This window comes from Bacillus sp. MC1252 (genome assembly GCF_056838025.1).
The window spans coordinates 2,513,250-2,539,164 of the sequence record NZ_CM166369.1; the positions used below are offsets into that span (position 1 = coordinate 2,513,250).

A 25,915-nucleotide genomic window follows, 5' to 3' on the forward strand; every position below is an offset into this window, starting at 1 on the left:
CGTCCTTGTTTTCCTCTTTCACTCCTTCTAGTGTATCACGAACATTTGTTTTATACCATATTGAAAGAAAAGCGGCTCTCGTCTATACGAGAACCGCTTCAGTGGTCATACCGCAATGGCATGGTTGTGTTTATAGATGTTTGTTGACAAGCTCAGCTAGTGCTTCTTTTGGTTTGAAACCAACAGACGTTTCTACGACTTCACCGTCTTTTAAAACAAGAAGTGTTGGGATACTCATCACGCCGTATTTACCAGCAGTTTCTTGGTTATCGTCTACATCAATTTTTACAATTTTCATTTTATCGCCCATTTCTTGATCAAGTTCTTCAAGAACTGGAGCAATCATTTTACAAGGTCCGCACCATGGTGCCCAAAAGTCTGCAAGAACAACACCTTCTGCCGTTTCTTGTGAAAATGTTGCGTCAGTAGCTTTTACGATTGCCATTATTCATTCCTCCAATGTAAATTATGCTTTTTAGTATAGCATCTACCAATGTGACTTGCGAATGAAATGCTTACGAATCATTTTTTATGAAATGAATTAAAAAACAAACCGTATAATCGCACCAATAACAACAATCGCACCGATGATCATCAGAATGGTTCTAAGCATATGACATAACTCCCTTTCCGCTTCATTTACAATGTATGATGCCCCAACATTCTTCTCATCAAACATCAAAATATGCAATCAAGTCAGATCGACAGTCATCATGACAACCGACATAGGCGGGAGATCTATGGTTAATTCGCCGGGCTTTACAGCAAATTTCTCGAAGTTCGCAGGCTGAATGGAATGAGGATCATCGAATGTATTGTGCGCATTCATCCGTTCAGCTGTCAGCACGCGGCCAGTGGCAGTCGTTTGTGGATCAATCCCATCTATTGCAAGGGATACCTCTGCTTTTTCATAAGGGTTCAGGTGACAGAAACTAATATGCATCTTGTCAGAGGAACGTGAGGCTGACACGCTGACCTGAGGAATTTTTTCACCTCGGCGTTCATACGGCGGTGAATCAAACTCCACTTCAAGTGCTTCTTCCTCCTGATGCACTTGAAACATATGAAATACATGATAGGTAGGGGTCAGGATCATCTTTTCGTCCTTCGTTAACACCATCGCTTGCAGGACATTGACCGTCTGGGCAATATTCGCCATGTGAATCCGCTGGCAATGACGGTGGAATATATGAAAATGCAGGGCACAGACAAGGGCGTCTCTCAGTGTGTTTTGCTGATATAAAAACCCTGGATTGGTCCCTGGCTCTGGGTCATACCATGTCCCCCATTCATCAATAATCATCCCGATTCGCTTGTCTGGATCATAACGATCCATGATCTTTCCATGATCCATGACAAGCTGCTCCATCTCATAGGCCTTTTTCAACGTTGTAAACCATTCATCCTCATCAAAATCAGTCGCAGACCCTTTCTTCTCCCATGTACCAGGAACGGTATAGTAATGCAAACTGAGCCCATCCATCCATGGTGCAGCCCGTTCCATTAATACTTTTGTCCAATTCACATCATTTGAATTCGCTCCACAAGCTATTTTATAAATACGGTTACCAGCAAACTCTCTCACATACGTTTGATAGCGTTTATATAGGTCTGCATAGTATTCAGGTGTCATATTCCCGCCGCAGCCCCAGCTTTCATTGCCTACGCCAACATAAGTCAGCTTCCAAGGTTTTTGTTTTCCATTTTGAATGCGCCAATCGGACATAGGTGTCCCCTTAGGAAATGTGATGTATTCTACCCATTCCGCTAATTCTTGAACAGACCCGCTTCCAACATTGCCGCAAATATAAGGCTCACATTCAAGTAACTCACACAATCGCATAAATTCATGTGTGCCAAACGCATTTGATTCAATGGTACCTCCCCAATGAGTGTTCACCATCGGCTTTCGTTCACTCAGATCGCCAACGCCATTTGCCCAATGATACTCGTCTGCAAAACAGCCGCCCGGCCACCTAAGCACCGGGATATGTAATGCTTGAAGCGCCTTTAGCACATCGGTTCGAATTCCTTCAATATGGTCAATTGATGAGTCTTCTCCTACCCAAATCCCGTCATAAATTCCTCTTCCTAAGTGCTCTTGAAAGTGTCCATAAATGTGTTTAGAAATGCGTCCGATCACGTCATTGACTTTTACTGTACCCTTCACTTGTCATCCGCCCCTTTGTCTCATAATGACATACAAAAAAACCCAGAATACCTAGGCATTCTGAGTGTATGAGCGTTACGAGTGGATATTCATCTTTTTTAACTCTTCATTCAAAAGTGGAACCACTTCGAACAAGTCACCAACAATTCCGTAATCGGCGATTTTGAAGATTTCAGCTTCTGGATCTTTGTTAATCGCCACAATGACTTTACTGTTAGACATTCCGGCTAAATGCTGAATCGCGCCTGAAATCCCGCAGGCAATATAAAGGTCAGGTGTGACGACCTTACCGGTTTGACCAATTTGCAGGGCATAATCACAGTAGTCTGCATCGCAAGCTCCACGCGAGGCACCGACTGCTGCGCCTAGCGTTTGGGCGAGTTCTTTCAGCGGTTCAAAACCTTCTTTGCTCTTGACCCCCCGCCCTCCAGCGACAATAACTTTTGCTTCGGATAAGTCTACACCTTCTGACGTTTTTTTAATGACTTCCTTCACGATCGTTCGCAGGTTCTGAATATCGACAGAAACTGGAGTGACTTCTCCGCCTCGTGACGCATCTCGCTCCAGCGGTGCCACGTTGTTTGGCCGAATGGTCGCCAAAAGTAGGCGATCCGTCGAGATGACTTTTTCGAAGGCTTTTCCAGAGTAAATCGGTCTAGTGAAAACGAGATGTTCTCCGGTAACGCTGACATCGATCGCATCTGAAATCAAGCCTGTCTGCAGGCGTGCTGCTATTTTGGGTGACAAGTCTTTTCCGATAGACGTATGGCCAAAGAGCACTGCATCCGGATTGACTTGATCTAATATGGCTTGAAGCGCCTGCGCAAAACCATCTGACGTATAATATGAAAGGTGCGGATGTTCCACTATCATGACATGATCCGCTCCATAGTAAAGCAGTTCATCGGCTTGTTCTTTGACTTGATCCCCTATTAATACGCCAATGACCTCACCGCCATCAGCCACTTGATGAGCGGCAGCAATCGCTTCAAATGTCACATTTCTTAATTTACCGTCACGACTTTCTCCAAGTACAACAACTTTTTTACTCATCTTTCAAGCTCCCCCTTGTTCTCGTGATATCGTAAAGTGGATGTTTAGATGACTTTTGCTTCATTTCTTAGTAGATCTGTCAGTTCTTTGACTTGATCCTGAAGCTCACCGCTCAGCACCTTGCCACCCTCTTTTTTCTCCGGTAAGAAACGTTCAATTGTTTTGATTTTATATGGCACATCGTCTTCATCGAGATCTAAATCATCTAGTTCCAATTCTTCTAGAGGCTTTTTCTTTGCCTTCATAATGCCTGGTAATGATGGATAACGAGGCTCATTAAGACCTTGCTGCGCTGTGACAACAAGCGGGAGCTGGGCGGAAATCACTTCCACGTCACCCTCTGCATCTCGTTCAATTGAAGCGGAATCACCATCAATTTGAATGCTTGTAATCGTTGTGACATATGAAAACCCAAGTAATTCAGCAAGGCGCGGGGCAACCTGTCCAGACCCGCCGTCAATCGCCACATTTCCTGCTAAGATCAAGGAAGCATCTTTCTCCTTGAAATAGTGATATAGAATGGTAGAAGCTGAATATTGATCCCACTCTTCCAAGTCATCTTCAACATTTAACAAAACGGCCTGATCGCAGCCCATAGCAAGCGCTGTTCTCAGCTGTTTCTCCGCATCCTCGCTGCTCACTGTGACAACGGTCACTTCTCCTCCGTGCTCATCCCGAAGCTGAATCGCTTCTTCTATTGCATACTCGTCATAAGGATTAATAATGAATTCTGCCCCATCTTCTTGAATTGCACCAGACTGAATGGAAATCTTCTCTTCCGTGTCAAACGTACGCTTCATCAAAACAAATATATTCATTCATTTCTCCCCCTTGTGTCGTACTAATCCCTTATTCCCCTTTAAAGTTCGGTTTGCGCTTTTCGATAAAGGCTTGGATGCCTTCTTTGGCGTCATTTGATTGGAATACCTCACCAAACTTTTTGGCTTCCAGCTTCATTCCGCCATCATATGAGTACACTTTTGCCGCATTCAATAACTCAAGCACATACTCGAGCGTTTTAGGGCTTTTCGCTGCAAATTTCATCGCAAGTGTTTTGGCTGTATCCAGCGCTTCTTCCTCTGTTTCTGCAAGCTTTGAAACAAGCCCGCAGGCAAGTGCCTCTTTTCCTGTAATCGGCTCAGCTGTTCCCATCATTTCAAGTGCTTTAGCAGACCCAACATAGCGAGGCAGGCGCTGCGTGCCGCCGAATCCTGGAATGATGCCGAGGTTTAGTTCCGGCAGCCCAAGCTTCGCCTCTTTTGTTGCAATTCGAATATCACATGACATCGCCAGCTCAAGACCTCCGCCTAGTGCTGCTCCGTGAATAGAGGCAATGACTGGTTTTGGACATTGCTCAATTCGTTCAAAGACTTGCTGTCCTCTGTCTGCAAGACTCGCATAATCTGACTCTTTCTGTAAGGTCGTAAATTCTTTAATATCAGCACCTGCTGAAAAGAACCTGCCTTCTCCGTGGATCACAATGGCTCTCACTTCTTCGTTTTGTTCGAGCTGGTCAAACATATCATTGAGCTCAGTGAGAAGCTGAGAAGATAAGGCGTTTGCAGGTGGATGTTGAATCGTGATGAGCGCTATTTGTTCTTCTTGATGTAAGCTGAGTATCTTTTCCATGTCAATCATCCTTTTTCAATTGTCTTTAAGATTGATGTATTCCGTTTAAAAGAAGATCATGTACGTTTTCTGCAAGTGCAGTCAGATCATACTTTTGATCATTCATGACCCATGTTGTAGCGGTTTCATCAATCGTCCCAAATACCATTTGTCTCGCTAAGCGAACATCCAAATCTTGTCTGAATTCTCCTGTTTTCTTTCCCTCTGTTAAAATCGTCTCGAGCATATTTAAATACCCTTTCAGCACCTCATTGATTTTTTGCCGCAGCTCAAGGTTTGACTGCCTGAGTTCAAGCTGTGTCACAAGAGCCAAATGATGATCTTGCGAAAGCAGGCGAAAGTGCTCCTGAATCAGCAGAAGAAGTTTTTCTTTGGCAGACGGTTTCTTTTGAATATCTGTTTCCATCCGTTCGATGAATTGTCCCATTTTTTCTTTGAATAATGAGATCAGAATATCCTCTTTGTTTTTGAAATAGAGATAAATCGTTCCGTCTGCTACCCCTGCTTGTTTGGCAATCTTTGAAACTTGTGATTGATGATAGCCGTTCTCTGCAATCACCACAACTGCTGCATCAATAATTTGCATGTACTTCGGTCTTTTCTGCTTCAATGTGCTTCGTCCCTTTCTAAATTGAATGAGCATTCATTCATAACTTCATGTTAAAAAGAAACGAGTGATTTGTCAAGTGCTCTTCTTCTTTCTTTTCAACCTTTAGCATACCAGAGCAGACAGTCACAATTCAAATCATCCGGCCGCTGGACCGGATGATGCAGGTTATTTTTTAAATTGGTCAACTGGCGCTTCAAAAGAAGATGATTGCTTTCTTTTTTCTTCTTCAATCAACACTCTGCGCAAGATTTTCCCTACGGCCGTTTTAGGCAGTGACTCTTTAAATTCATAGACACGCGGCACTTTAAATGAAGCAATTCTCGTTCGGACAAAACGATCGAGCTCATCCTCAGTTAAATAGGCATCCTTTTTTGGGACAACAAATGCTTTCACTGTTTCTCCCCTGTACGGATCTGGAATACCTGCAACGACGACTTCTTGTACAAGCTCATGCTCATAAAGGGCTTCCTCGACCTCTCTTGGATAAATATTATAGCCGCTCGCAATGATGACATCTTTTTTCCGGTCTACTATATAGAAGAAACCGTCTTCATCCATATATCCAATATCTCCGGTGAAAAACCACCCGTCCTTTAACACAGCCGCTGTCTCTTCTGGCTGATTCCAGTACCCTTTCATAATTTGCGGCCCTTTGACAATAATTTCACCATGCTCATATGGCTCTTTGAGTCCCCCAGTTTCATCGCAATAAATGCCGGCATCTGTATTGGGCCAAGGACAGCCAATACTGCCAGTTTTGTTCGCTCCCCATAAGAAATTGGCATGGGTAACTGGTGAGGTTTCTGAAAGACCATATCCCTCCACTAAACGTCCTCCTGTTAATTTTTCAAAGCTTTGTTTGACTTCAACAGGAAGAGCCGCAGAGCCGCTTAAACAAGCCGTAATGGACGACAGGTCATACTTTTCAATATTCGGGTGATGCAGCAGGGCGATATACATCGTTGGTGCTCCTGGAAACAACGTTGGCCTCTGTTTTTCAATGGTTTTGAGAGTGTCAGCCACGTCAAAACGAGGAAGAAGAATCATTTGATGACCTTCTTTGACTGCAAGGTTCAACACAGTGGTCATTCCGTACACATGAAAAAACGGAATAATGCCAAGAATCCGTTCTTTTCCCCCGTTCGTTTTATACATCCAGGATGCACACATTTCTGTATTGGCTAAAATATTTTCATGCGTGAGCATGACCCCTTTCGGTAAACCGGTCGTTCCCCCTGTATACTGCAAAACAGCGACATCCTCTTTCGGTTGAAAGGCCTGCTGTGGAATCTGTTCTCCTGACGACTCTTTCATCACCTGCGAGAAGTGATGAATGGTATCACTTTTCTCGACTTGGATGACCATTTTGTTTTTTCTTCTTTGGACAATGGGGAAAAGAATGTTTTTCGGAAATGGCAAATAATCTTGTAGTTTGGTGATGATTAAGTGCTCCATACTTGTCAGCGCTTTCATTTTATAGGCCTTTGGATACAAAAGATCGAGTGTGATCAGCACTTTAGAGCCACTGTCCTCCATTTGATACTCGAGTTCTTTCTCTGTATAAAGCGGGTTCGTTTGAACAACAATGCCGCCTGCTATCAAAACAGCATAATAAGAAATAACCGATTGAGGGCAGTTTGGCAGCATAATAGCCACTCGGTCGCCTTTTTTTACGCCAATTTTCATCAGGTGATTGGCTAGTTTAAGTGCCTCTTCTTGTAACTGTTCATAGGTGATGTTTTTTCCTAAAAAATGAATGGCTGTATGCTCAGGTGCTGCCTCTGCGGAGCTGAATAAGTAAGATTGTAACGTTTCATTTGGGATGGTGAGTTCGTGGGGAATTTGATTCGGGTAATGCAGAAGCCAACGTTTATCTGACTGCATAAAAACCCTCCTTCCTGAACTTTCGTACTATTTTATTATAGCAAACTTTTCCTTATGGCAGTTTCCTTTTTTCAAATAGAGCTTGGTTCAAAATTGCACACCTTCATTTTTTCGCCTGTGCTTCTATAGATGCTCTTTTTCCTTCGTGATGCCACTTCTCATATAATCCCCCAACCGCACGGAACGCCTCATTGACTCTTTCCACGATCTGTTTATGGATACTAGGGTCATGAGGTAAATGTGTATGGATGTTGTCGACTTGATACTGCTTCAGCATGTCTATGTAAACAGTGAGAAAGATGGTGTCTTCTAAACCCAATAAATGACTTCATCCGCCTCTGTTGTTCTTTTATGAAGCACTTGCACTCCTCGTTCATATTGAATGAGGATATAGTCATTTCGATCAATCTGAATATATGGACTCAAATCATCAAAAAAACCAGTCGTTTGAAATGGACGTGCGATATACGGTTCATATATGTCTCGGGGAAGTGATGTTTTTTGGAGACAAGTATCAATTCGCTTCATCAGTTCGTCTTTTTGTAGAATTTGCTTCATCATGATTCGCCGCCTTTAATGAGATAAAAGCTGTCAAGGGGTTCCCTGACAGCTTTCTAACATTGTATTCTTCATTTCACAGGAACATGTAAACGGCGCCAATGACCGCAAAAGTGCAGGCAACTACAATTAATACTTTTGCTAGCTTTTCCATGTCGTCTCCTTAAATGCCGGCTGCTACTACGTAAGACAGCCCAACTGAAATAATGAGTGAAATAAACCCAACTGCTCTATTATCATTCTCAATCTCTTTATCTACTTTAAATCTTGGTGTTAAAAATTCAAAAATGAAATAGCTGACAAGCAGCATCACAAAGCCGTATACGCCCCATCCAACCATTTGAAGAAGGGAGTTGTGCTGTGCGATGGAATGCTGAAACACATTCGCAATCCCAAAGATCTTCCCGCCGGTTGCCATGGCAACCGCTAAGTTCCCACGCTGGATCTCTTCCCAGTTTTTATAGGAGGTCACGAGTTCAAAAATGGTTAGAAATAAGACAAGACATAGGACGGCCACGCTGTAATAGGCGGCGATTTCCACAAGTTCATTTTCCCAAAAGGCTTTCATGCGTTTTCTCCTTTTTACTTTAATTCGACGATGGTGACACCTGATCCTCCCTCGCCTTGTTCGCCAAAACGAGCATTTTTCACACTTCTGTGCTGCTTTAATAATTCCTGGACCCCTTTTCTTAGGGCGCCAGTTCCTTTTCCATGAATAATCGACACGCGCGGATAGCCAGCTAATACAGCATCATCTAAATATTTCTCGACCCTGCTTAAGGCATTCTCATAACGCTCTCCTCTTAAATCAAGCTCAAGCGATACATGATAATCTTTCCCTTTGACCGCTGTAATGGCTTTCTCTTGTTTAAATTCGGGTGCTGATTTGATAAATTCCATGTCTTTTTCTTTTACTTTCATTTTCAGAATGCCCATTTGGACACTCCATTCTTTGTCACCTGTTTGTTCGAGCAGCGTTCCTTTTTGTCCGAATGTGAGCACTTTGACTTCATCGCCTGGTTTTAGTTGTCTTTCTGCTTTTTTCGCTGGCTCTGGTTTTTTCTTCCGGTCAAACTCAGGGACAGCTTCTTCAAGACGCTTTCTCGCATCGATGAGTTCATGTTCTTTGAACGAGCGATGCTCACTTTTAATGGACCGCAGCTCTTGAATGATGTCTTCTGCTTCTTTGGCTGCTTGTTCGATTTTTTCTTTCGCTTTTCGTTCGGCCTCTTCAAGCAGCTTGTCTCTTTGCTCATTCCATTCAAGAATTTGTCTTTGCAGTTCCTTATGTAGCTTCTCTGCTTCTTTTCGATAGGCTTCTGTCTCATGCAGTTCTTCTTCCGCTTGTTTCTTACTGTCTTCTAATGAAGCAATCATTTGGTCTACTTCATTATGCTCTGCATGCATGTCCGCTTTTGCCCGGTCAATCAGATGGTCAGGCAAACCAAGACGTTTGGAAATTTCAAACGCATTACTTCGTCCCGGCACACCGATGAGCAAACGGTACGTTGGTGATAGGGTTTCAATATCAAACTCGACGCTCGCATTTGTGACACCTTCTCGGTTATACCCATATGCCTTCAGCTCAGGATAATGAGTCGTTGCGATGACGCGTGCATTTGTTTGATGAACTTCATCTAAGATGCTCATCGCAAGTGCTGCACCTTCAGCAGGGTCTGTGCCTGCCCCTAATTCATCAAATAACACAAGTGAATCCGAGGTTAGATGCTTTAAGATATCCACAATATTGACCATATGTGATGAGAACGTACTCAAGCTTTGTTCAATGGACTGTTCGTCTCCAATATCAGCAAAGACTTGGTCGAATACAGCCACTTCTGATCCTTCTTCAACTGGAATATGAAGGCCCGCCTGTGTCATGAGTGTCAGCAGCCCAAGTGTTTTTAAGGTGACTGTCTTACCACCTGTATTTGGTCCAGTGATCACGATCGTTGAAAAATCCTTACCAAGCTCAATGTCATTTGCCACGACCTGATCCCGAGGCAACAGGGGATGTCTTGCTCGTTTTAAATAAATTTCTCCTTGATCGTTTACAGAAGGCTTTGTTGCTTTTTCTGCCTTTGCATATTTGGCTTTGGCAAAGATAAAGTCTAACGTCTGAAGTTCCTTTACATTATGAAGCAGTTCATGAATATGCTCTGACACGCTCTCTGTCAGCATTTGCAGGATCTTTTCGACTTCTTGCTTTTCTTTTAAACGAGTTTGCTGCAAGGTGTTATTTAGATCCACGACCACTTGAGGCTCAATAAAAAGTGTTGCCCCGGAAGAAGACTGATCGTGAACAATCCCACCGTAGTTCGAGCGGTACTCTTGTTTCACCGGAATAACAAAACGATCATTACGAATGGTCACAATCGTGTCTGAAAGCATTTTTGAAGCAGATTGTGAACGAATCATCGATTCTAATTTATCACGTACTTTTGATTCTAGTGAGCGTAATTGGATGCGTAACGAACGAAGTGCAGGGGTTGCATGATCAAGTACTTCTCCATTATCACCAATACAGCTCTCGATTTCTTTTCTGACTTCAGGAAGTAAAATAAGCGTTTCTGCATATGTATGAAGGCGTGGTATGTCTACACCATCTTCATACATGGACGTGAGAAAGTGCTTCATATTCTTCACAGCATACAATAGTCCTGCAATTTCCATCAGCTCAGAAGGGTTTAATGTACTGCCGATTTCTGCCCGTTTGACCGCGCGTCTAATATCCGTTAACCCGCCAAACGGCGCAGACCCCTTTAAACGGATCACATCTTGTGCTTCTGCTACCTCTTCCAGCAAATGCTGAATGGTGTCTATATCCGTGAGCGGCGTTAAATCCTGCGCTCTTTCTTTTCCTAAAGTGGATGCGGTATAGGACATGACTTTATCTTTTACTTTATGAAATTCTAATGATGCTAACACTTTTTGTTGCAGCATTGTACAGCCTCCTAACGACTACCTGTCACGCGTTAAAAACTTTTTCATCTCGTTAAGAGAAAAAGTATTCACGACATTTGCTTTTGGTGTCCAGCCTTTTCTTGCAGCTGTTACACCGACTTCCATATGATCCAGCATGGCGATGTTGTGCGCATCTGTGTTGATCATGATGTTCACTCCCGCTTCGTTTGCTTTCATTAAATGCTCTGTTTTCAAGTCAAGTCTTGACGGGTTGCTGTTGAGCTCTAGTGCAGTGCCCGTTTTCTTCGCAAGCTCTATGAGCTGATCAATATTTAAGGCATAGCCGTCTCGTCTCTCGATCAAACGTCCTGTTGGATGTGCAATTAAATCCACATGCTGATTTTGCAGGGCATTTTCAAGGCGCTTCATAATGACTTCCTCCGGCTGAGAAAAGCTAGAATGGATAGAGGCAATCACAAAATCCATGTCTGCTAAAAAGTCATCATCATAATCTAACGATCCATCCGGCAAAATATCCATCTCGACTCCTTTGAAAATGTGAAAATGCTCGAATTCCTGGTTGAGCTTGTCAATTTCTTTTGCTTGCAGACGCAGCCGTTCTTTTGTTAAACCGTTTGCGACTTTTAAGTATTGCGAGTGATCCGTTATAGCCATGTATTCGTAGCCTTTAGCGATACATGCCTCTGCCATTTCACGAATAGAGAATGCTCCGTCACTCCATGTCGAGTGCATATGAAGGTCGCCTTTGATATCTTTCAATTCTACAAATTGCATACTTTCTTTATACGTATCAATCTCTGCTCCGGTTTCACGAATTTCTGGCGGAATGAGCGGAAGTTGAAAATGGGCGTAAAAAGCGCTTTCGTCTTCGAATGTTTTCACTTCACCTGTTTCAATCGTTTCAACACCATATTCGCTAATACGCTCTCCGCGTTCCTTCGCAAGCTGCCGCATTCTAATATTATGATCTTTTGAGCCAGTGAAATGATGCAGCGTTGTAGCAAATTGCTCTGTTGTCACAAGACGGAAGTCCACACTGATCTCAAAATCAAGCGTAAGATTCACAGATACCTTCGTATCACCACTTGCAATGATGTCTTTTACATCATCAAGTGCAACGAGCTGCTCTCTGACCTGTTCTGTGTGATCTGTTGCAATGATATAATCTAAATCTTTGACCGTTTCACGTGCACGTCTTAAACTGCCAGCTCTTGAAAAACGGATGATCCCCTCCATATGTTCCAGCGCATGGTCAATTCGCTCTGCGACATCTAATGCAAAGCCAATTGGCAGTCGTTCAGGCTGCTTTCCCGCTTCCTCAAGGGCTGTAAGAATTTTTTCCTCTGTTTTTTTGCCGAAGCCAGCGAGCGCTTGAACTTTCTCAGCTTCACACGCTTCTTTTAAAGACTGTGCATCGCTTACACCAAGTTCTTGGTAAAGCTTAGCAATTTTCTTCCCGCCTAATCCTGGCAATTTTAAGAGCGGGACAAGTCCTTCAGGCACTTCCTTTTTTAATTGTTCGAGTGTTTCTGATTGTCCTTTTTCGATATACTCTGTGATGACAGCAAAGGTCCCTTTCCCAATGCCGGGTAATGCTAATAGATCATCTATTTGAGAAAGGCTGCGGTCATCTTGTTCAAGTGCCGCTGCTGCTTTACGAAAGGCAGATATTTTAAAAGGATTATCTCCTTTTAGCTCCATATATACTGCAATTGTTTCAAGAAGTTTGATAATATCTTTTTTATTCATCTCTTAACCTCCAGCCGCTTTGGCATCTTCCTTTATAAATATACAAACTTTTCCTTCATCCTACAACTTTCTGTCATGGAATGAGAAAAAACTTCTCCAAGAAAGGAGAAGTTTTTAAACTCCATACGTCGTCCATAAGTCTTTGACAAGACTGGACAGATAAGGGGTGTTGCCTACGATCACATCTGCTAATATTGATTTGCTCATCATTGTTTGCAGCGCATCCACTGGAAGTAGTGCAGCGACAAACAATAGAATAAACACAAATAGATATGTTTCGAGAAATCCTAAAACACCGCCAAGCAGTTTGTTAACCTGTTTAATCACAGGTATACTTGCAATGGTTGTGAGCAATCCGCCAATAATGGCGAGCAGGATTTTGGTCAAGATAAACAGAATGATAAACGCAATGGTATTATAATAAGCTGTTTCTAGATTCCCACTAAAGAAAGCGAGCTGCGCTTGACCACCGCTGAAATTAGGTGCTGGAATCCACGTAAGCTGTGGTGCAAGTGACTGATAAAACATGGAAGCCACTAAAATAGAAACAACAAAGCTAATCAATTTAATAAATTGAAGAATAAACCCGCGTTTTAGACCGACAAGCGTTCCCATAAGAAGCAAAAACAAAATGATGATATCGATCACGGTAATTTCATTCCTTTTCTTTAAGCTGAACCTCTAGTTTTTCGTATTGCTCTTTTAATTTCAAGTAGTCGTGGACGACATTGACTGCTGTCAGTACAGCTAATCTGTTTATATCAAGGTATGGGTTTTTTTCATTTATTTCTCTCATTTTATCATCAACAATTGAAGCAACATGTCGCATATGCATCTTTGTTTCTTGACCGATGATTGTATAGGACTGTCCGTAAATCTCAACTGTTGTTTTCGTTTTACCGCCGTCAGACAACGTTTCTCCTCCATTCCACGAGAATCCTAGTCTCTATCATAACATGTTTAGACATTGAATGGAAAGACGAGCCCTTCCCTGTTATGGTACACTTTAGAAATCAATGATATCAAGGTAAAAAGGAGTTATCCACTGTGCCCCAATCCGTCTTAAAAGCAACATCAGAAGACATTAAGAAGATGAAGAGCTTGTATGCTCAACATTTAACTGACACTTTGCCGCCAGGCGCTCTCTTTCAAGCAAAGGTTCCTGGCTGTACGATTACAGCATATCAATCCGGAAAAGTGCTGTTCCAAGGACAAAAGGCAGAAGCTGAAGCAAGTCAGTTCAGCCATATAAAAGCAGCTGATACGAAAAGTAAAAAAGCACCTGCTGTCACAAAATACAGCCCGCCGTCTGGCATTGCTTCCATGTCGGTTATCGGTTCAGATGAGGTAGGTACAGGTGATTATTTTGGACCGATGACGGTCTGTGCGGCCTACGTTGATTCCAGCCAGCTTGCTCTGATGAAAGAGCTTGGCGTTAAAGACTCAAAAGGACTAAAGGATCCGCAGATTATCAATATTGCCAAAGATCTCATCAAAACCATTCCGTTCAGCCTTCTCGTTCTCCGTAATGAAAAGTACAATACGATGCAGGAAAAGGGCATGAGCCAAGGGAAAATGAAGGCACTTCTTCATAATCAAGTGATCACCTCTGTGCTAGAGAAACTGGATGGGAAAAAACCAGAAGCTATTCTCATTGACCAATTTGCAGAACCCGGTATTTATTTCAAGCACCTTGCAGGAAAAAAGATCATCCGAGAGCGTACATACTTTAGTACAAAAGCGGAAGGCATCCATTTGTCAGTTGCTGCGGCTTCCATCATCGCAAGGTATGCCTTTTTAATTGAGATGGACAAATTATCAAAAGCAGCGGGCTTTGACATTCCAAAAGGAGCCGGTCTTCATGTTGACAAGGCGGCTGCAAAGCTCATCAAGCTGCACGGCGAAGACGCTTTACGCCAATTTACAAAGCTGCATTTTGCCAACACTCAAAAAGCGAAAAAATGGTTATAATCAAAAAAGAGCTATAGCCCATGAGGTCAGTCCCCATGAGGCCATAGCTCTTTTCTTTATCCGCGCAAGACGGCTTGATACGTATCTTCTAATGCTTTCAATACGTTTGTATGAACAGCCGTGACTTCTTCCTCTGTCAATGTTTGTTCCGGGTTTAAATATTGGAGAGAGAACGCAACAGATTTCTTGCCTTCTTCCATATGTTCCCCCTCATACACGTCAAAGACGGATAGGTCTGTCAGTAAACGGCCGCCTGCTTCATAGATGACTCGCTCCAGCTGTCCGCTTGAAATATGCTGATCTACGACAAGCGCAATATCTCTTGTCACAGCAGGGAATCTCGGAATCGCTGTATATTTCATATCCTCTGTTTCAGACGTCATCACATCTGTTAAATCAAATTCGAATACATATGTTTCTTTTAGATCTAATTCCTTTTCGACAACCGGATGAAGTGCGGCAACAAAGCCAATCACTTTTCCATTTAAGTGAACATCTGCTGTACGTCCTGGATGAAGACCCTCACGCTCTGCTTGAACATATGTGATTTGCTCTGATACACCAAGCTTTTCAAACAGACCTTCTGCAATTCCTTTCGCTACATAAAAATCAACGGCTTTTTTCTCGCCCTGCCAAAGATTTTTATGCCATAGGCCTGTCACCGCGCCAGCCACATGCTCTTTCTCCACCGGTTTTGCACCTTCAGCTTCTGCTAAGAAAACAGAACCCGTTTCATAAAATCCAAAGGAATCAGCCTGTCTTGCCAAGTTATACGCGACAGAATCAAGTAAGTTTGGCAATAGACTTTGTCTTAGCACACTGCGTTCCTCACTCATTGGCAGTGAAAGTCTCGTTTCATAAGCAGGATGCAATGCAAAGGCTGTGGACTTATGCTGATTCGTCAATGAATATGTGATCGCTTGAGATAGCCCTGCTCCCTCTAAGAAACGTCTCACCTTTCTACGCTTCACTTGGTATGGCGTGAGACCGCCAACTGTACCAGCTGTCGCAGGCAGTGTAGACGGAATATTATCGTAGCCGTATAATCTCGCTACTTCTTCAATGAGGTCTTCTTCAATCGTAATATCCATTCTGCGAGAAGGAACCGTCACGACGAGAATGTCATTTGATTCACCCACTGTAAAGCCCAGTTTGTTGAAAATCTGAATCATATCTTCTTTTGAAATGCTCATGCCAAGAACCTTGTTCACACGCTCAGTGGATACGTGGATGACATTCATACTTGCTTCAAGGTGGTTTTCCTCCACAGTCCCACTTAGCACTTCACCACCTGCATAGACGCTGATCAATTGCGCTGCTCTTTCTGCTGCCGATTTCACACGCTGCGGATCGAGTCCTTTTTCAAATCGTGTGCTTGATTCGCTGCGAAGCCCTAAGTCTCTAGATGCTTGACGGACTGTTTGACCGTTAAAATATGCCGCTTCTAAAAGAATTGTAGTCGTTTCATCACGCACCTCTGATTCAAGACCGCCCATGACACCTGCTACAGCGTGCGCTTTCGTACCATTTGTAATGACAAGATGCTTTGATGACAAGGTGCGTTCTTGATCATCCAGTGTTTGAATCATTTCGTTTTCAGCCGCTTTACGTACGACCACTTTCTTTGAACCAAAGCGGTCATAATCAAATGCATGAAGCGGCTGACCGTATTCAAGCAGCACAAAATTCGTAATATCCACGACGTTGTTGATTGGGCGGATGCCTGCATTCATCAATCTTGTTTGCATCCAAAGCGGTGCAGGTCCAATCTTTACATTTTTAATGATCTTCGCTGCATAAAGTGGATTCGCTTCTTGATCTTCAATTTTCACAGAAATATAGTCTGCTGCTTTTTCCGAAGAAGATTCATGTGTTGTATCAGGAAGTTTGATATCTCTTCCTAAAATGGCTGCAACTTCATAAGCCACACCTAGCATATTGAGGGCATCCGCGCGGTTTGGCGTTAAACCAAGCTCAAGTACCGCATCATCTAATTGAAGCGCCTGAAGTGCATCATCTCCTGGTTTTACGTCATTGGGGAAGACAAAGATGCCTTCTGCATATTCCTTTGGTACGAGTTTACTCTCTACTCCTAATTCTTGCAGAGAACAAATCATGCCATGAGACTCTTCGCCGCGCAGTTTTGCTTTTTTAATTTTAAAGTTCCCTGGAAGAACTGCTCCAACTGTTGCGACTGCGACATGCTGTCCTTTCTCCACATTCGGAGCCCCGCAAATAATTTGCACAGGAGCGTCTTCTCCAATATCAACAAGACATTTGTTTAATTTATCTGCATTCGGGTGCTGTTCACGCTCAATGACATGTCCAACGACAACCCCTTTGATGCCTTCGCCTTTATATTCAACGGCTTCCACTTCAATACCGCTTCTTGTGATTTTTTCTGCTAATTCATCTGGCTGAATGCCTTCTAAATCGACATAGTCTTCTAACCATTTATATGAAACAAACATGTTGATTTCCTCCTCTTAGTCCTGCTTGAATTGCTTTGTGAATCTAATATCGTTTGTGTAGAAATGGCGAATATCATCAATGCCGTATTTCAGCATCGCAATACGTTCAACGCCCATTCCAAAAGCAAAGCCTTGGTAAGTATCTGGATCAAATCCGCTCATTTTCAGTACATTTGGGTGAACCATTCCTGCACCTAAAATCTCAATCCAGCCTGTTCCTTTACATACAGAACAGCCTTTCCCGCCGCATTTAAAGCAAGACACATCTACTTCTACTGATGGTTCTGTGAATGGGAAAAAGCTTGGACGCAGTCTAATTTCACGATCTTCACCAAACATTTTTCTTGCGACCGTCTCTAGCGTTCCTTTTAGATCACTCATGCTAATATTGTGATCTACCACAAGCCCTTCAATCTGCATGAATTGATGTGAATGGGTTGCGTCATCGCTGTCACGTCTATATACCTTACCAGGGCAGATGATCTTCACAGGGCCTTGGCCTTTATATTTCTCAAGTGTACGCGCTTGAACTGGTGACGTTTGTGTTCTCATGAGTGTATCTTCGGTAATATAGAAGCTGTCCTGCATATCACGTGCTGGATGCTCCTTTGGAAGATTTAACGCTTCAAAGTTATAGTAATCCGTTTCCACCTCAGGACCTTCCTCAACGGTATAGCCCATTCCAATAAATAAATCTTCAATATCTTCTACAACAATCGTTAATGGATGTCTTGCCCCCATTTTGATGGGACTTGCTGGTAATGTGACATCAATGGTTTGAGAAGCCAGTTTCTTCTTCACTTCTTCTGCTTCCAGTTGTTCATTTTTTTCTGCAATGGCATTAGCAATCTGCTCTCTCACTTCGTTTGCGAGCGCACCCATTTTTGGTCTTTCTTCAGCGGAGAGTTTGCCCATTCCGCGAAGGACTTCTGTAATCGGCCCTTTTTTCCCTAAATATTGTACACGAATGTCGTTGACCTCTTTGAGCGAGCTAGCTGCTTCTACCTTCGCTATCGCCTCTGTTTCAAGCTGTTTTAACGTTTCTTGCATGAGTGTAATCCTCCTTTTGATATACAAAACCGCCTGGATAAACGGCTGTTTGATCGTTTGAAGACAATAAAAAAACCCGCCCCTCCAAAAAAGAAGGGACGAGTTGTGGTCGCGGTACCACCCTTGTTAAGCACACATGTGCGAATAAGCTTCATTGAAATAACGGAATCAAACGAATCCGGTTCACCTTTACGCAAAGCTTGCGGTCCCGGTGACAACTCCAGAGGTGAATTCCTGTTTCAGCATCCCTTAAATGCACTTTCAGTCTACGATGCATTCTCCCTATAAGGCCGCTCATTGAAACAATCTTCCTCTATCATGGTTTTTAAAATATTAGTTTCATTATAGTGAAATTCAGTGCATCATGCAACACTATCCGCGCAAATGATAGACAAGAACCGCTGCTGCAACAGCCACATTTAATGATTCTGCTTGCCCATACATCGGAACATATAAATTCTGATCTGTCATTTGAAGGATCTCTGGATCAATGCCTGCTCCCTCGTTGCCAACAATTAACGCAAACGGGCCTTCTGCCGCTATGTTTCTATACTCTTTCGCATCCTTTAAGGCACTTCCGTACACGGGTATGCCCTGCTCTTTGAATGCTGGAATCGCCTGTTGAAGTGTTTGCTTTAAGATGGGCAGATGGAAATGAGAGCCTTGAGCTGAACGGAGCGTTTTTCCGTTAAAAGCATCGACGGTCCCATCCCCTAAGATCACAGCATCCAGACCAGCGGCATCTGCTGTCCGAATCAGAGTGCCCAAATTTCCCGGGTCCTGCACTGCATCTAAAAGTAAAATTCGCTCATACTTCTTTTCTTCAAATACAGGAAGTGTACAAATCGCTGCGATGTGCTGAGGCGTTTCGGTTTCTGTCATTGCAGAAAAAGCCTCTTCACTCAGTTCATAGAGCTCAATGTCAGGCTTGATGTCAGACCGAAGCATGTCAGGCGATGTGACCATTAACTCCTTCACAATCCCGCTCTTTAATGCTTCTTCTACTAAATGTTTCCCCTCAACGAGAAATAGCCCCGTTTTCGTTCGTTCTTTTTTTGTATGCAGCTTTTTCCATTGTTTAATACTTGCGTTTTTAGCTGATTCTATATATTTCAAGCGACTTTAACTCCTTTAAATATCATGAATTTATTATATCTCATGCACACTACATAATAAACCTGTCTTTGAGACAGAATAGGGCTATTACCATCAAAAAAGGAGTGTGGGCAATGGATTTTAATTTAAGAGGCGCAGTCATTCAAAACATCACTGGCCATAATCAAGAGCAGCTTGAACATACGATTTTAGATGCGATTCAAAGCGGCGAGGAAAAAATGCTGCCAGGCCTTGGCGTGTTGTTTGAGGTTTTATGGCAAGAGGCATCAGAAAACGAAAAAAATGAAATCCTTGAAACATTAGAGCAGGGCTTAAAGCCTCAGCAGCAGCAATAGCAATAAAAGAAGCCGGTTTGCTTATGTATGACAGCAAACCGGCTTTTGTTCGTTTATCCAGTGATAGGTGTCTCCATCCGAAGCGCTGGATCACGCCAGATCTCGACCCATTTTTTAATAGCAAACACAATAATCACAAATCCCAAGATCAGCATGATGATCGACAAGACCGCATTAAGCACGCTGTAGCCAGACGCCTCAGGATTGAGGTATACATTGGCCACCATCCAGTAACCCGCATAATTCACGGTGACATATAAGTAAGCGAGCGGAATTAAACAAGTCAGCATATATCGCCTTTTATCCGCAATTTTTAACACAACGGTCGCACCAATGATCAAGCCTACCGAGGCCATTAATTGGTTTGAAACCCCAAATAGCGCCCAAATGGACCCGATGTCCCCAGAGTAAAGCAAGTATCCCCACATAAAACAGGCAAGCGCACTTGCAAACACAGACCCAGGTACCCAATCATTTCGTTTAAGCGGTTTATATGCTTCTCCAAAGAAGTCTTGAATCAAATAACGTGCCACACGCGTTCCAGCATCAATAGCTGTTAAAATAAAGACAGCTTCAAACATAATGACGAATTGGAAGAAATAAGACGCCAAATGGCTAAAGAATGGAATCCCCGTAAAGATATACGCCATCCCCACTGCTAATGTAACGGCTCCACCCGTTCTTCCCTCTAAATCAAGACCAATTTCCTTACTAAGCTGCGGAAGGTTCTCGACACTCATACCGAGCGTTCGGAACACTTCTGGTGTACTGTTAATCGCAAAATAATCTCCTGGATGAAGAGCTGTGGCGGCAATTAACGCCATGATCCCCACCAAGCATTCCACTAGCATTGCACCAAACGCTACAGGCTTCATATCACTCCAGCGGTCCAGCATCTTTGGCGTTGTTCCTGAGCCAACAAATGCATGGAAACCGGATATGGCGCCGCAAGCAATTGTAATTGATATAAATGGCCAGACAGGACCAGCTAAAACAGGCCCTCCTCCATTCACAAACTCTGTAAACGCTGGAAATTGAATGGCCGGATTCACCACAAAGATCCCAGCAATCAGAGCGATGAAAACACCAATTTTCATAAAACTACTTAAGTAGTCTCTTGGTGCCAATAGCAGCCAAACTGGCAGAGCCGCTGCAAAGAATGCATAAATCGGCAAGGCGAGAGCCAGCGTTTTTGTATCAAGTGTTAAAAAATCACCAAGTGCCGTTCCTTGAATATTTGGTCCAAGGAATACACCAAACATCAGTAAAATAAATCCCGCAGATGTGGCCAGCTTTAAATTGCCTGTCTTTTTATAATAAAGACCTACCCCCATTGCAATTGGAATGGTGATTCCGACTGCAAATGTCCCCCAAGGGTTTCGTTCTAAAGCATGAAGCACAACCATCGACAGTCCTGCCATTGTGATCGTTATGATAAATAGCATGGCAAGCCCTGTACAAAATCCTGCAACAGGTCCTAGGTCTTCTTTCGCTACCTCTGATAGTGATTTCCCCTTTTTTCGCATCGAAGCAAATAACACGACAAGGTCATGCACAGCTCCGCCAATCACCGCTCCGATTAAAAGCCAAAGGAGACCAGGTAAATATCCAAATTGTGCGGCTAAAATTGGACCAACTAGTGGGCCAGCAGCTGCAATCGCAGCAAAGTGATGTCCAAATGTGACCCATTTATTTGTTGGCACGTAATCTTTTCCGTCCTCTAGTGTATGAGCTGGTGTCGGATGATCATCTGTGACCTTTAATACCTTGACCATCATAAATGTACCATAAAGACGATACGCTATCGCTAAAATACACATAGATCCTATGACAATTGTAACCGCATTCATTTAACCATCCCCTTTGTATAAACAATTTGTTACAAATATAACATAAATTGATTGATTTTTCTTTCTTTTAAAACAAAGTTGAAAGATAGGAATAATTGACTTATTCTTAAGTTAGCTTCACCTACTTCCATAAACTCTCTTTTGGCAGAGCGGTCTCTAGGCTCTGTCCTTTTTATTGATTTCATCTTACAAAAATAAAAGCTTGATCACATGTGCCTTATTCACTAGAAAATTTCCTCTCCATTTGTCAAAAACAGTTCTTTTGACGCAACTTGAACAACGAGGTTCATTTCCTGGGAAATTCAATGGAACAAAAAAAGCCTTTCCCCAATGCCGAGGAAAGGCCTTCCTATTAAGAACCGTACGTAATCTGCTCGACAGTTTTTTGATCGAGTCTTTTGATCACTTCTGTTAAAAGCTTCACTGCATTTTCATAATCATCCCGGTGAATCATCGCTGCATGGGTATGAATATATCTGCTTGGTATCCCGATTGATAGGGATGGAACACCATGACCCGTTAAATGGATACCGCCAGCATCTGTCCCCCCGCCAGGCATTGAATCGTATTGATAAGGAATGTTCAATTCATCTGCTGTCTGGACAACAAAATCGCGAAGCCCTTTATGAGATACCATAGAAGCGTCAAAAACAACGATCGTTGGTCCTTGACCAAGTTTGCTTGTTGCTTCTTTTTCAGTAATGCCAGGCGTATCTCCTGCTACACCAACATCAATGGCAAATCCAATATCAGGCTGGATCGTAGCAGCTGCTGTTTTGGCTCCGCGTAAGCCTACTTCCTCTTGTACAGTCGCAACACTGTAAGCGATATTTTCATGCTGAGTGGCATGTAAATTCTTCATGACATCAATCGCAACTGCACAGCCGATACGGTTGTCCCATGCTTTTGCAAGGAGCATTTTTTCATCATTCATCACCGTAAACTCAAAGTAAGGAACGATTTGATCTCCAGGCAGCACTCCCCACTCCATTGCCTGTTCTTTGCTTGAAGCCCCAATATCAATAAACATATCTGTTATCTCAATTGATTTTTTACGGGCTTCTGGCGATAAGACATGTGGTGGTTTAGAACCAATCACGCCTGTGATCTCCCCTTTTTTCGTCACAATGGTGACACGCTGCGCCAGCATGACCTGTGACCACCAGCCGCCAACCGTTTGAAAACGAATATAGCCTTTGTCATCAATTTTTGTCACCATGAATCCTACTTCATCTAAGTGACCAGCGAGCATGATTTTAGGGCCGTTTGCGTTTCCTTCCTTCTTAGCGATCAAGCTGCCAAGGCGGTCTGTCGAGACTTCATCTGCATATGATTCTATGTATGTCTGCATGACTTTTTTGACATCACGTTCATTACCTGGAATCCCTTTTGCATCCGTTAGGTCTTTCAGCATAGTTAATGTTTGATCTAGCTTTGTCATTCCATTTATCCTCCTTTATCTTCATGGTGCATTCTTATTATACAAAACCTCTTTCGTTCAATACGATCTTTTTATGAATATTTTTTCGTTTTACGAAATATTTTTTTAAAAAAAGTTGAAACCTTTTGACTTTCTCATTCGTAGTACATCAGATAACGGTATTGGAGGTGCATCCTGTCATGTTTGTAATCCTCATTAGACTCGCTCTTGTTGCACTGCTTGTCTACATTTTCTACATGGCGGTAAAATTCTTCTCAAATCCGAGAAGAAAGCTGAAACAAGCGCAATTAAAAGAAGGCTTTTATTTTATGGACGAACAGCAAAATGCGCGCAAAAATTTTAATTTCGTCTATAAAGGTGTCTTGTTTGAAGGGGAAAAGCATGTTCCTTCTAAGGATCATCCTCTGTTTGTCCACTCCATTTACGTTTGGACGGAGTCACCTGAGAAACTAAATGAATTTACATTAGAAGACTTTGAAAAACTTGAGGAAAACATCATCGAACGGTATCCTCAAACAAAAATTGATTGGGATCAGCCCATCAAAAAAATCAAACACAAAAAAGGAGCAGACACGCCGTCCTGATGGCGTCTGCTCCTTTTTCAGTTTCAGATGAGATGGATATATCCTAATATGATCAACTGCAAAACAATTAAAGCAGGCATGCCAATTTGAAAGGCAGTATGCTTTGTTTTATGCCGGAAATACTGCATCCCAAGAAATGACCCAGCAGCGCCAAAAAGTACCGCTGCACTCCATAAATGTGCCTCTGAAATTCTCCATTTATGCGCTTTAGCCCGGCGCTTATCCTCTCCCATAAGAAAAAAACCATAGCCATTCACTAAGATAAGCAGCAGGATCAGACCGATGTTCATTCTTTTCACCTCACATGATGAGAAAAAAGATCACCCCTCGACGGAATGATCTTTTATATGACTTACTTGTCTAGTTGTGCTTTTGCAGCATCAGCAAGCTGATTGAATGCGTTTAGGTCATTCACAGCAAGGTCAGCAAGCATTTTGCGGTTTACTTCGATACCAGAAAGCTTTAAGCCATGCATTAAACGGCTGTAAGAAAGACCGTTCATACGAGCTGCAGCATTGATACGAGTGATCCATAGTTTACGGAAGTCACGTTTTTTCTGACGACGGTCACGGAAAGCGTAGTTTCCAGATTTCATGACCTGTTGGTTTGCTACTTTGTATAATCTATGTTTTGAACCGAAATAACCTTTTGCTAATTTAAGAACCTTTTTACGACGCTGACGCGACACAGTTCCGCCTTTTACTCTTGGCATTGTAATTCCCTCCTATGATTCCTATTCCAAATTACTTAATGTTTGCAAGTTGTTGTTTGATACGTTTGAAATCTCCAGCACTTACGATTGCGCTCTTACGCAATTTACGTTTTTGCTTTGTAGATTTGTTAGCGAACAAGTGACTTGTATACGCATGAGAACGTTTAAGTTTACCAGAACCTGTTTTTTTGAAACGTTTAGCAGATCCGCGGTGAGTTTTCATTTTTGGCATTGGATATTTCCTCCCTCTGTTACTTTACTTTTCGACTTTTGGCGCAAGCATAAGGAACATGCTGCGTCCGTCCATCTTAGGTTTTGTTTCTACTGTTGCTACTTCAGCGCAAGCTTCAGAGAAACGGTCTAACACGCGCTGTCCGATTTCTTTATGCGTAATCGCACGGCCTTTAAAGCGGATAGAAGCTTTCACTTTATCTCCCTTTTCAAGGAATTTGATTGCATTACGGAGCTTCGTGTTAAAATCATGTTCATCGATTGTCGGGCTCAACCGAACTTCTTTTAAGCTAATGATTTTTTGATTCTTACGTGCCTCTTTATCCTTCTTCTGCTGTTCGAATCGGAACTTACCGTAGTCCATGATTCGGCAAACAGGTGGTTTTGCATTTGCAGCAACTAACACAAGGTCAAGATTGGCTTTAGCAGCTATCTCCAGAGCTTCCTGTCGGGATTTAATCCCAAGCTGATCGCCATTTTGTCCGATTAAACGAACTTCACGCGCACGAATACCTTCATTAACTAATTGATCTTTGCTAATAGTGAGCCACCTCCATGAGATTTTGAATTGAGTTCACAATTCATTTTGACCATTTCGTTGTATGTTTTACAGGCAAACAAAAAGTGTGGGCATATAAACACCCACACTACGAACATTTGCATGAAAAAATAAATGTACGGTCAACCTGTCAACTACAAACATGTGTCAAGCAGGTGAGAAGCGGGTGCTTCTGCTTGTGATATCTATTCAATTCGTTAACTATTCTACACAATTTTCATTTGTCCGTCAAGTAACCGAACTCTTGAAACAACTTTTTCATTTTATCATGATGAAACGAATTGGGCAAGACTTTTTCAAACAATGACGTCATCAAAGAATCAATTGCATAAAGATTGGGATGACGATGACGGTCACAACCCCTACGACCACAACGGCGATACTGGCCATTGCCGCTTCTACTTCTCCCATCTCAATCCCAACAGAAACGCCAAGCGCATGTCCTGATGTCCCAAGTGCAAGACCTTTTGCCACTGGATGTTTAATTCGAAACATTTTCAAGAAGAAGGCACCAAGCGCATAGACAATCACCGCATTAAAAATAACAGCAAAGGCTGTAATATCCGCGATTCCGCCAATATCCTTTGCAATCGGAAGAGCAATCGCTGTCGTCGCTGCCTGTGGAAGCATGCTTTTCATGACAGCCGCATCAAGATGAATTCCTTTTGCTACGACATACACAATTGTAATGGAACAAAGTGAGCCTACAAAAATAGCGGATAAAATTTGCCACCAATATTTCTTAAGAAGCGCTCTCTGCTTATAAAGCGGAATGGCAAATGCAATGGTGGCAGGCTCTAAGAAGAACTTAATGATCCGGCCGCCCTCATTATAGTCTTCATAGGAAAAGCCGCCAATTTTCAAAAATAAAATACCTAACACCATGGCAACAAAAAGTGGTGTGAATAAGAAGAAACCTTTAGACTTTTTAAATAAGAATGTGCCGATCCCAAAGGCGACTAATGAGACGACAATGCCAAAATACGTACTCATAGTACTTGTATCCATCTTATCCCT

General features: G+C 42.7%; 27 protein-coding genes and 1 other annotated feature. Of the genes, 3 read left to right on the forward strand and 24 right to left on the reverse strand.

Going from position 1 to position 25,915, the window contains the following annotated elements; translation table 11 throughout:
- Positions 1-130: 130 nt before the first annotated feature.
- The 14 genes from trxA to zapA all read right to left on the reverse strand — a co-directional run bounded on the left by trxA (position 131) and on the right by zapA (position 13,491).
- Positions 131-445 carry a thioredoxin gene (trxA, locus tag ACYH0L_RS12925; protein WP_007501629.1) on the reverse strand — a complete coding sequence of 105 codons (315 nt, stop codon included), beginning with the start codon at positions 443-445 and terminating at the stop codon, positions 131-133.
- Between the two features lie 246 nt (positions 446-691).
- The gene (locus tag ACYH0L_RS12930; protein WP_256498885.1) at positions 692-2,170 is read right to left on the reverse strand and encodes an alpha-N-arabinofuranosidase; all 1,479 of its coding nucleotides are present in this window, start codon (positions 2,168-2,170) and stop codon (positions 692-694) included.
- Positions 2,171-2,245: 75 nt separating this feature from the next.
- Positions 2,246-3,223: an electron transfer flavoprotein subunit alpha/FixB family protein gene (locus tag ACYH0L_RS12935; protein WP_249704979.1), complete on the reverse strand. Its 978-nt coding sequence runs from the start codon at positions 3,221-3,223 to the stop codon at positions 2,246-2,248.
- A 44-nt stretch (positions 3,224-3,267) separates the two neighbouring features.
- The gene (locus tag ACYH0L_RS12940; protein WP_249704978.1) at positions 3,268-4,041 is read right to left on the reverse strand and encodes an electron transfer flavoprotein subunit beta/FixA family protein; all 774 of its coding nucleotides are present in this window, start codon (positions 4,039-4,041) and stop codon (positions 3,268-3,270) included.
- Between the two features lie 31 nt (positions 4,042-4,072).
- The gene (locus ACYH0L_RS12945; RefSeq protein WP_249704977.1) at positions 4,073-4,852 is read right to left on the reverse strand and encodes an enoyl-CoA hydratase; all 780 of its coding nucleotides are present in this window, start codon (positions 4,850-4,852) and stop codon (positions 4,073-4,075) included.
- A gap of 25 nt (positions 4,853-4,877) precedes the next feature.
- Positions 4,878-5,462 (reverse strand): TetR/AcrR family transcriptional regulator, encoded by a 585-nt coding sequence (locus tag ACYH0L_RS12950; protein WP_099726930.1) that lies wholly within the window; start codon positions 5,460-5,462, stop codon positions 4,878-4,880.
- 165 nt (positions 5,463-5,627) lie between these two features.
- Entirely contained in the window at positions 5,628-7,346 is a 1,719-nt protein-coding gene (locus tag ACYH0L_RS12955) for an AMP-binding protein (protein ID WP_249704976.1), read from the reverse strand.
- A 103-nt stretch (positions 7,347-7,449) separates the two neighbouring features.
- Positions 7,450-7,665 (reverse strand): hypothetical protein, encoded by a 216-nt coding sequence (locus tag ACYH0L_RS12960; protein ID WP_482354086.1) that lies wholly within the window; start codon positions 7,663-7,665, stop codon positions 7,450-7,452.
- Positions 7,656-7,907 carry a hypothetical protein gene (locus ACYH0L_RS12965; protein ID WP_482354087.1) on the reverse strand — a complete coding sequence of 84 codons (252 nt, stop codon included), beginning with the start codon at positions 7,905-7,907 and terminating at the stop codon, positions 7,656-7,658. The genes ACYH0L_RS12960 and ACYH0L_RS12965 overlap by 10 nt, the downstream gene beginning before the upstream one ends.
- Before the next feature lie 160 nt (positions 7,908-8,067).
- On the reverse strand, positions 8,068-8,472 hold the full coding sequence (locus tag ACYH0L_RS12970; RefSeq protein ID WP_007501637.1) for a DUF350 domain-containing protein: 405 nt from the start codon (positions 8,470-8,472) through the stop codon (positions 8,068-8,070).
- A gap of 14 nt (positions 8,473-8,486) precedes the next feature.
- Positions 8,487-10,844, reverse strand: a complete 2,358-nt coding sequence (locus tag ACYH0L_RS12975; protein WP_099726976.1) for an endonuclease MutS2 — start codon at positions 10,842-10,844, stop codon at positions 8,487-8,489.
- Positions 10,845-10,865: 21 nt separating this feature from the next.
- Positions 10,866-12,578, reverse strand: coding sequence for a DNA polymerase/3'-5' exonuclease PolX (gene polX / locus ACYH0L_RS12980; protein WP_482354088.1), 1,713 nt, complete (start codon positions 12,576-12,578; stop codon positions 10,866-10,868).
- Positions 12,579-12,692: 114 nt separating this feature from the next.
- Positions 12,693-13,226: a CvpA family protein gene (locus ACYH0L_RS12985; RefSeq protein ID WP_099726927.1), complete on the reverse strand. Its 534-nt coding sequence runs from the start codon at positions 13,224-13,226 to the stop codon at positions 12,693-12,695.
- Between the two features lie 7 nt (positions 13,227-13,233).
- The gene (gene zapA, locus ACYH0L_RS12990) at positions 13,234-13,491 is read right to left on the reverse strand and encodes a cell division protein ZapA (RefSeq protein WP_034320877.1); all 258 of its coding nucleotides are present in this window, start codon (positions 13,489-13,491) and stop codon (positions 13,234-13,236) included.
- A gap of 134 nt (positions 13,492-13,625) precedes the next feature.
- On the opposite strand from zapA, the gene rnhC reads away from it, so the two are divergent.
- Positions 13,626-14,549: a ribonuclease HIII gene (rnhC, locus tag ACYH0L_RS12995; RefSeq protein ID WP_256498888.1), complete on the forward strand. Its 924-nt coding sequence runs from the start codon at positions 13,626-13,628 to the stop codon at positions 14,547-14,549.
- Positions 14,550-14,605: 56 nt separating this feature from the next.
- On the opposite strand, the gene pheT is transcribed toward rnhC, so the two are convergent.
- The 3 genes from pheT to ACYH0L_RS13010 form a co-directional block, all read right to left on the reverse strand.
- Positions 14,606-17,020 (reverse strand): phenylalanine--tRNA ligase subunit beta, encoded by a 2,415-nt coding sequence (gene pheT, locus ACYH0L_RS13000; protein ID WP_230031022.1) that lies wholly within the window; start codon positions 17,018-17,020, stop codon positions 14,606-14,608.
- 15 nt (positions 17,021-17,035) lie between these two features.
- On the reverse strand, positions 17,036-18,070 hold the full coding sequence (gene pheS / locus ACYH0L_RS13005) for a phenylalanine--tRNA ligase subunit alpha (RefSeq protein ID WP_099726924.1): 1,035 nt from the start codon (positions 18,068-18,070) through the stop codon (positions 17,036-17,038).
- A gap of 372 nt (positions 18,071-18,442) precedes the next feature.
- Positions 18,443-19,186, reverse strand: coding sequence for a TrmH family RNA methyltransferase (locus ACYH0L_RS13010; protein ID WP_230031023.1), 744 nt, complete (start codon positions 19,184-19,186; stop codon positions 18,443-18,445).
- Between the two features lie 113 nt (positions 19,187-19,299).
- Here ACYH0L_RS13010 and sspI point away from each other — a divergent pair, with 113 nt between their 5' ends.
- Positions 19,300-19,521: a small acid-soluble spore protein SspI gene (gene sspI / locus ACYH0L_RS13015; protein WP_024425725.1), complete on the forward strand. Its 222-nt coding sequence runs from the start codon at positions 19,300-19,302 to the stop codon at positions 19,519-19,521.
- A 53-nt stretch (positions 19,522-19,574) separates the two neighbouring features.
- On the opposite strand, the gene cstA is transcribed toward sspI, so the two are convergent.
- Positions 19,575-21,371 carry a carbon starvation protein CstA gene (gene cstA / locus ACYH0L_RS13020; RefSeq protein ID WP_482354089.1) on the reverse strand — a complete coding sequence of 599 codons (1,797 nt, stop codon included), beginning with the start codon at positions 21,369-21,371 and terminating at the stop codon, positions 19,575-19,577.
- A 352-nt stretch (positions 21,372-21,723) separates the two neighbouring features.
- On the reverse strand, positions 21,724-22,812 hold the full coding sequence (locus ACYH0L_RS13025; protein WP_099726921.1) for a M42 family metallopeptidase: 1,089 nt from the start codon (positions 22,810-22,812) through the stop codon (positions 21,724-21,726).
- A gap of 179 nt (positions 22,813-22,991) precedes the next feature.
- On the opposite strand from ACYH0L_RS13025, the gene ACYH0L_RS13030 reads away from it, so the two are divergent.
- Positions 22,992-23,396 (forward strand): sigma-w pathway protein ysdB, encoded by a 405-nt coding sequence (locus tag ACYH0L_RS13030; RefSeq protein ID WP_099726920.1) that lies wholly within the window; start codon positions 22,992-22,994, stop codon positions 23,394-23,396.
- Positions 23,397-23,419: 23 nt separating this feature from the next.
- Here the strand turns inward: ACYH0L_RS13030 and ACYH0L_RS13035 are convergent, their stop codons facing one another.
- The 5 genes from ACYH0L_RS13035 to lrgB all read right to left on the reverse strand — a co-directional run bounded on the left by ACYH0L_RS13035 (position 23,420) and on the right by lrgB (position 25,906).
- On the reverse strand, positions 23,420-23,686 hold the full coding sequence (locus ACYH0L_RS13035) for a DUF1294 domain-containing protein (protein WP_249704969.1): 267 nt from the start codon (positions 23,684-23,686) through the stop codon (positions 23,420-23,422).
- Positions 23,687-23,748: 62 nt separating this feature from the next.
- Positions 23,749-24,108, reverse strand: coding sequence for a 50S ribosomal protein L20 (gene rplT / locus ACYH0L_RS13040; RefSeq protein WP_007501659.1), 360 nt, complete (start codon positions 24,106-24,108; stop codon positions 23,749-23,751).
- 31 nt (positions 24,109-24,139) lie between these two features.
- Positions 24,140-24,340 (reverse strand): 50S ribosomal protein L35, encoded by a 201-nt coding sequence (gene rpmI, locus ACYH0L_RS13045; protein ID WP_003216324.1) that lies wholly within the window; start codon positions 24,338-24,340, stop codon positions 24,140-24,142.
- A gap of 24 nt (positions 24,341-24,364) precedes the next feature.
- The gene (infC, locus tag ACYH0L_RS13050; protein WP_034320896.1) at positions 24,365-24,880 is read right to left on the reverse strand and encodes a translation initiation factor IF-3; all 516 of its coding nucleotides are present in this window, start codon (positions 24,878-24,880) and stop codon (positions 24,365-24,367) included.
- A gap of 71 nt (positions 24,881-24,951) precedes the next feature.
- Positions 24,952-25,082, reverse strand: a sequence feature (ribosomal protein L20 leader region).
- A gap of 128 nt (positions 25,083-25,210) precedes the next feature.
- On the reverse strand, positions 25,211-25,906 hold the full coding sequence (lrgB, locus tag ACYH0L_RS13055; protein ID WP_482354090.1) for an antiholin-like protein LrgB: 696 nt from the start codon (positions 25,904-25,906) through the stop codon (positions 25,211-25,213).
- Positions 25,907-25,915 lie beyond the last annotated feature (9 nt).

Bases quoted from the DNA above. Each gene is read 5' to 3' on its own strand.
- cstA (WP_482354089.1), bottom strand. From the start codon at position 21,371: ATGAATGCGGTTACAATTGTCATAGGATCTATGTGTATTTTAGCGATA.
- rpmI (WP_003216324.1), bottom strand. From the start codon at position 24,340: ATGCCAAAAATGAAAACTCACCGCGGATCTGCTAAACGTTTCAAAAAA.
- ACYH0L_RS12940 (WP_249704978.1), bottom strand. From the start codon at position 4,041: ATGAATATATTTGTTTTGATGAAGCGTACGTTTGACACGGAAGAGAAG.
- trxA (WP_007501629.1), bottom strand. From the start codon at position 445: ATGGCAATCGTAAAAGCTACTGACGCAACATTTTCACAAGAAACGGCA.
- lrgB (WP_482354090.1), bottom strand. From the start codon at position 25,906: ATGGATACAAGTACTATGAGTACGTATTTTGGCATTGTCGTCTCATTA.
- ACYH0L_RS12965 (WP_482354087.1), bottom strand. From the start codon at position 7,907: ATGATGAAGCAAATTCTACAAAAAGACGAACTGATGAAGCGAATTGAT.
- rplT (WP_007501659.1), bottom strand. From the start codon at position 24,108: ATGCCAAGAGTAAAAGGCGGAACTGTGTCGCGTCAGCGTCGTAAAAAG.
- ACYH0L_RS12945 (WP_249704977.1), bottom strand. From the start codon at position 4,852: ATGGAAAAGATACTCAGCTTACATCAAGAAGAACAAATAGCGCTCATC.
- pheS (WP_099726924.1), bottom strand. From the start codon at position 18,070: ATGCAAGAAACGTTAAAACAGCTTGAAACAGAGGCGATAGCGAAGGTA.
- pheT (WP_230031022.1), bottom strand. From the start codon at position 17,020: ATGTTTGTTTCATATAAATGGTTAGAAGACTATGTCGATTTAGAAGGC.
- ACYH0L_RS12970 (WP_007501637.1), bottom strand. From the start codon at position 8,472: ATGAAAGCCTTTTGGGAAAATGAACTTGTGGAAATCGCCGCCTATTAC.
- ACYH0L_RS13025 (WP_099726921.1), bottom strand. From the start codon at position 22,812: ATGACAAAGCTAGATCAAACATTAACTATGCTGAAAGACCTAACGGAT.
- sspI (WP_024425725.1), top strand. From the start codon at position 19,300: ATGGATTTTAATTTAAGAGGCGCAGTCATTCAAAACATCACTGGCCAT.
- polX (WP_482354088.1), bottom strand. From the start codon at position 12,578: ATGAATAAAAAAGATATTATCAAACTTCTTGAAACAATTGCAGTATAT.
- ACYH0L_RS12955 (WP_249704976.1), bottom strand. From the start codon at position 7,346: ATGCAGTCAGATAAACGTTGGCTTCTGCATTACCCGAATCAAATTCCC.
- ACYH0L_RS13035 (WP_249704969.1), bottom strand. From the start codon at position 23,686: ATGAACATCGGTCTGATCCTGCTGCTTATCTTAGTGAATGGCTATGGT.
- ACYH0L_RS12935 (WP_249704979.1), bottom strand. From the start codon at position 3,223: ATGAGTAAAAAAGTTGTTGTACTTGGAGAAAGTCGTGACGGTAAATTA.
- ACYH0L_RS13030 (WP_099726920.1), top strand. From the start codon at position 22,992: ATGTTTGTAATCCTCATTAGACTCGCTCTTGTTGCACTGCTTGTCTAC.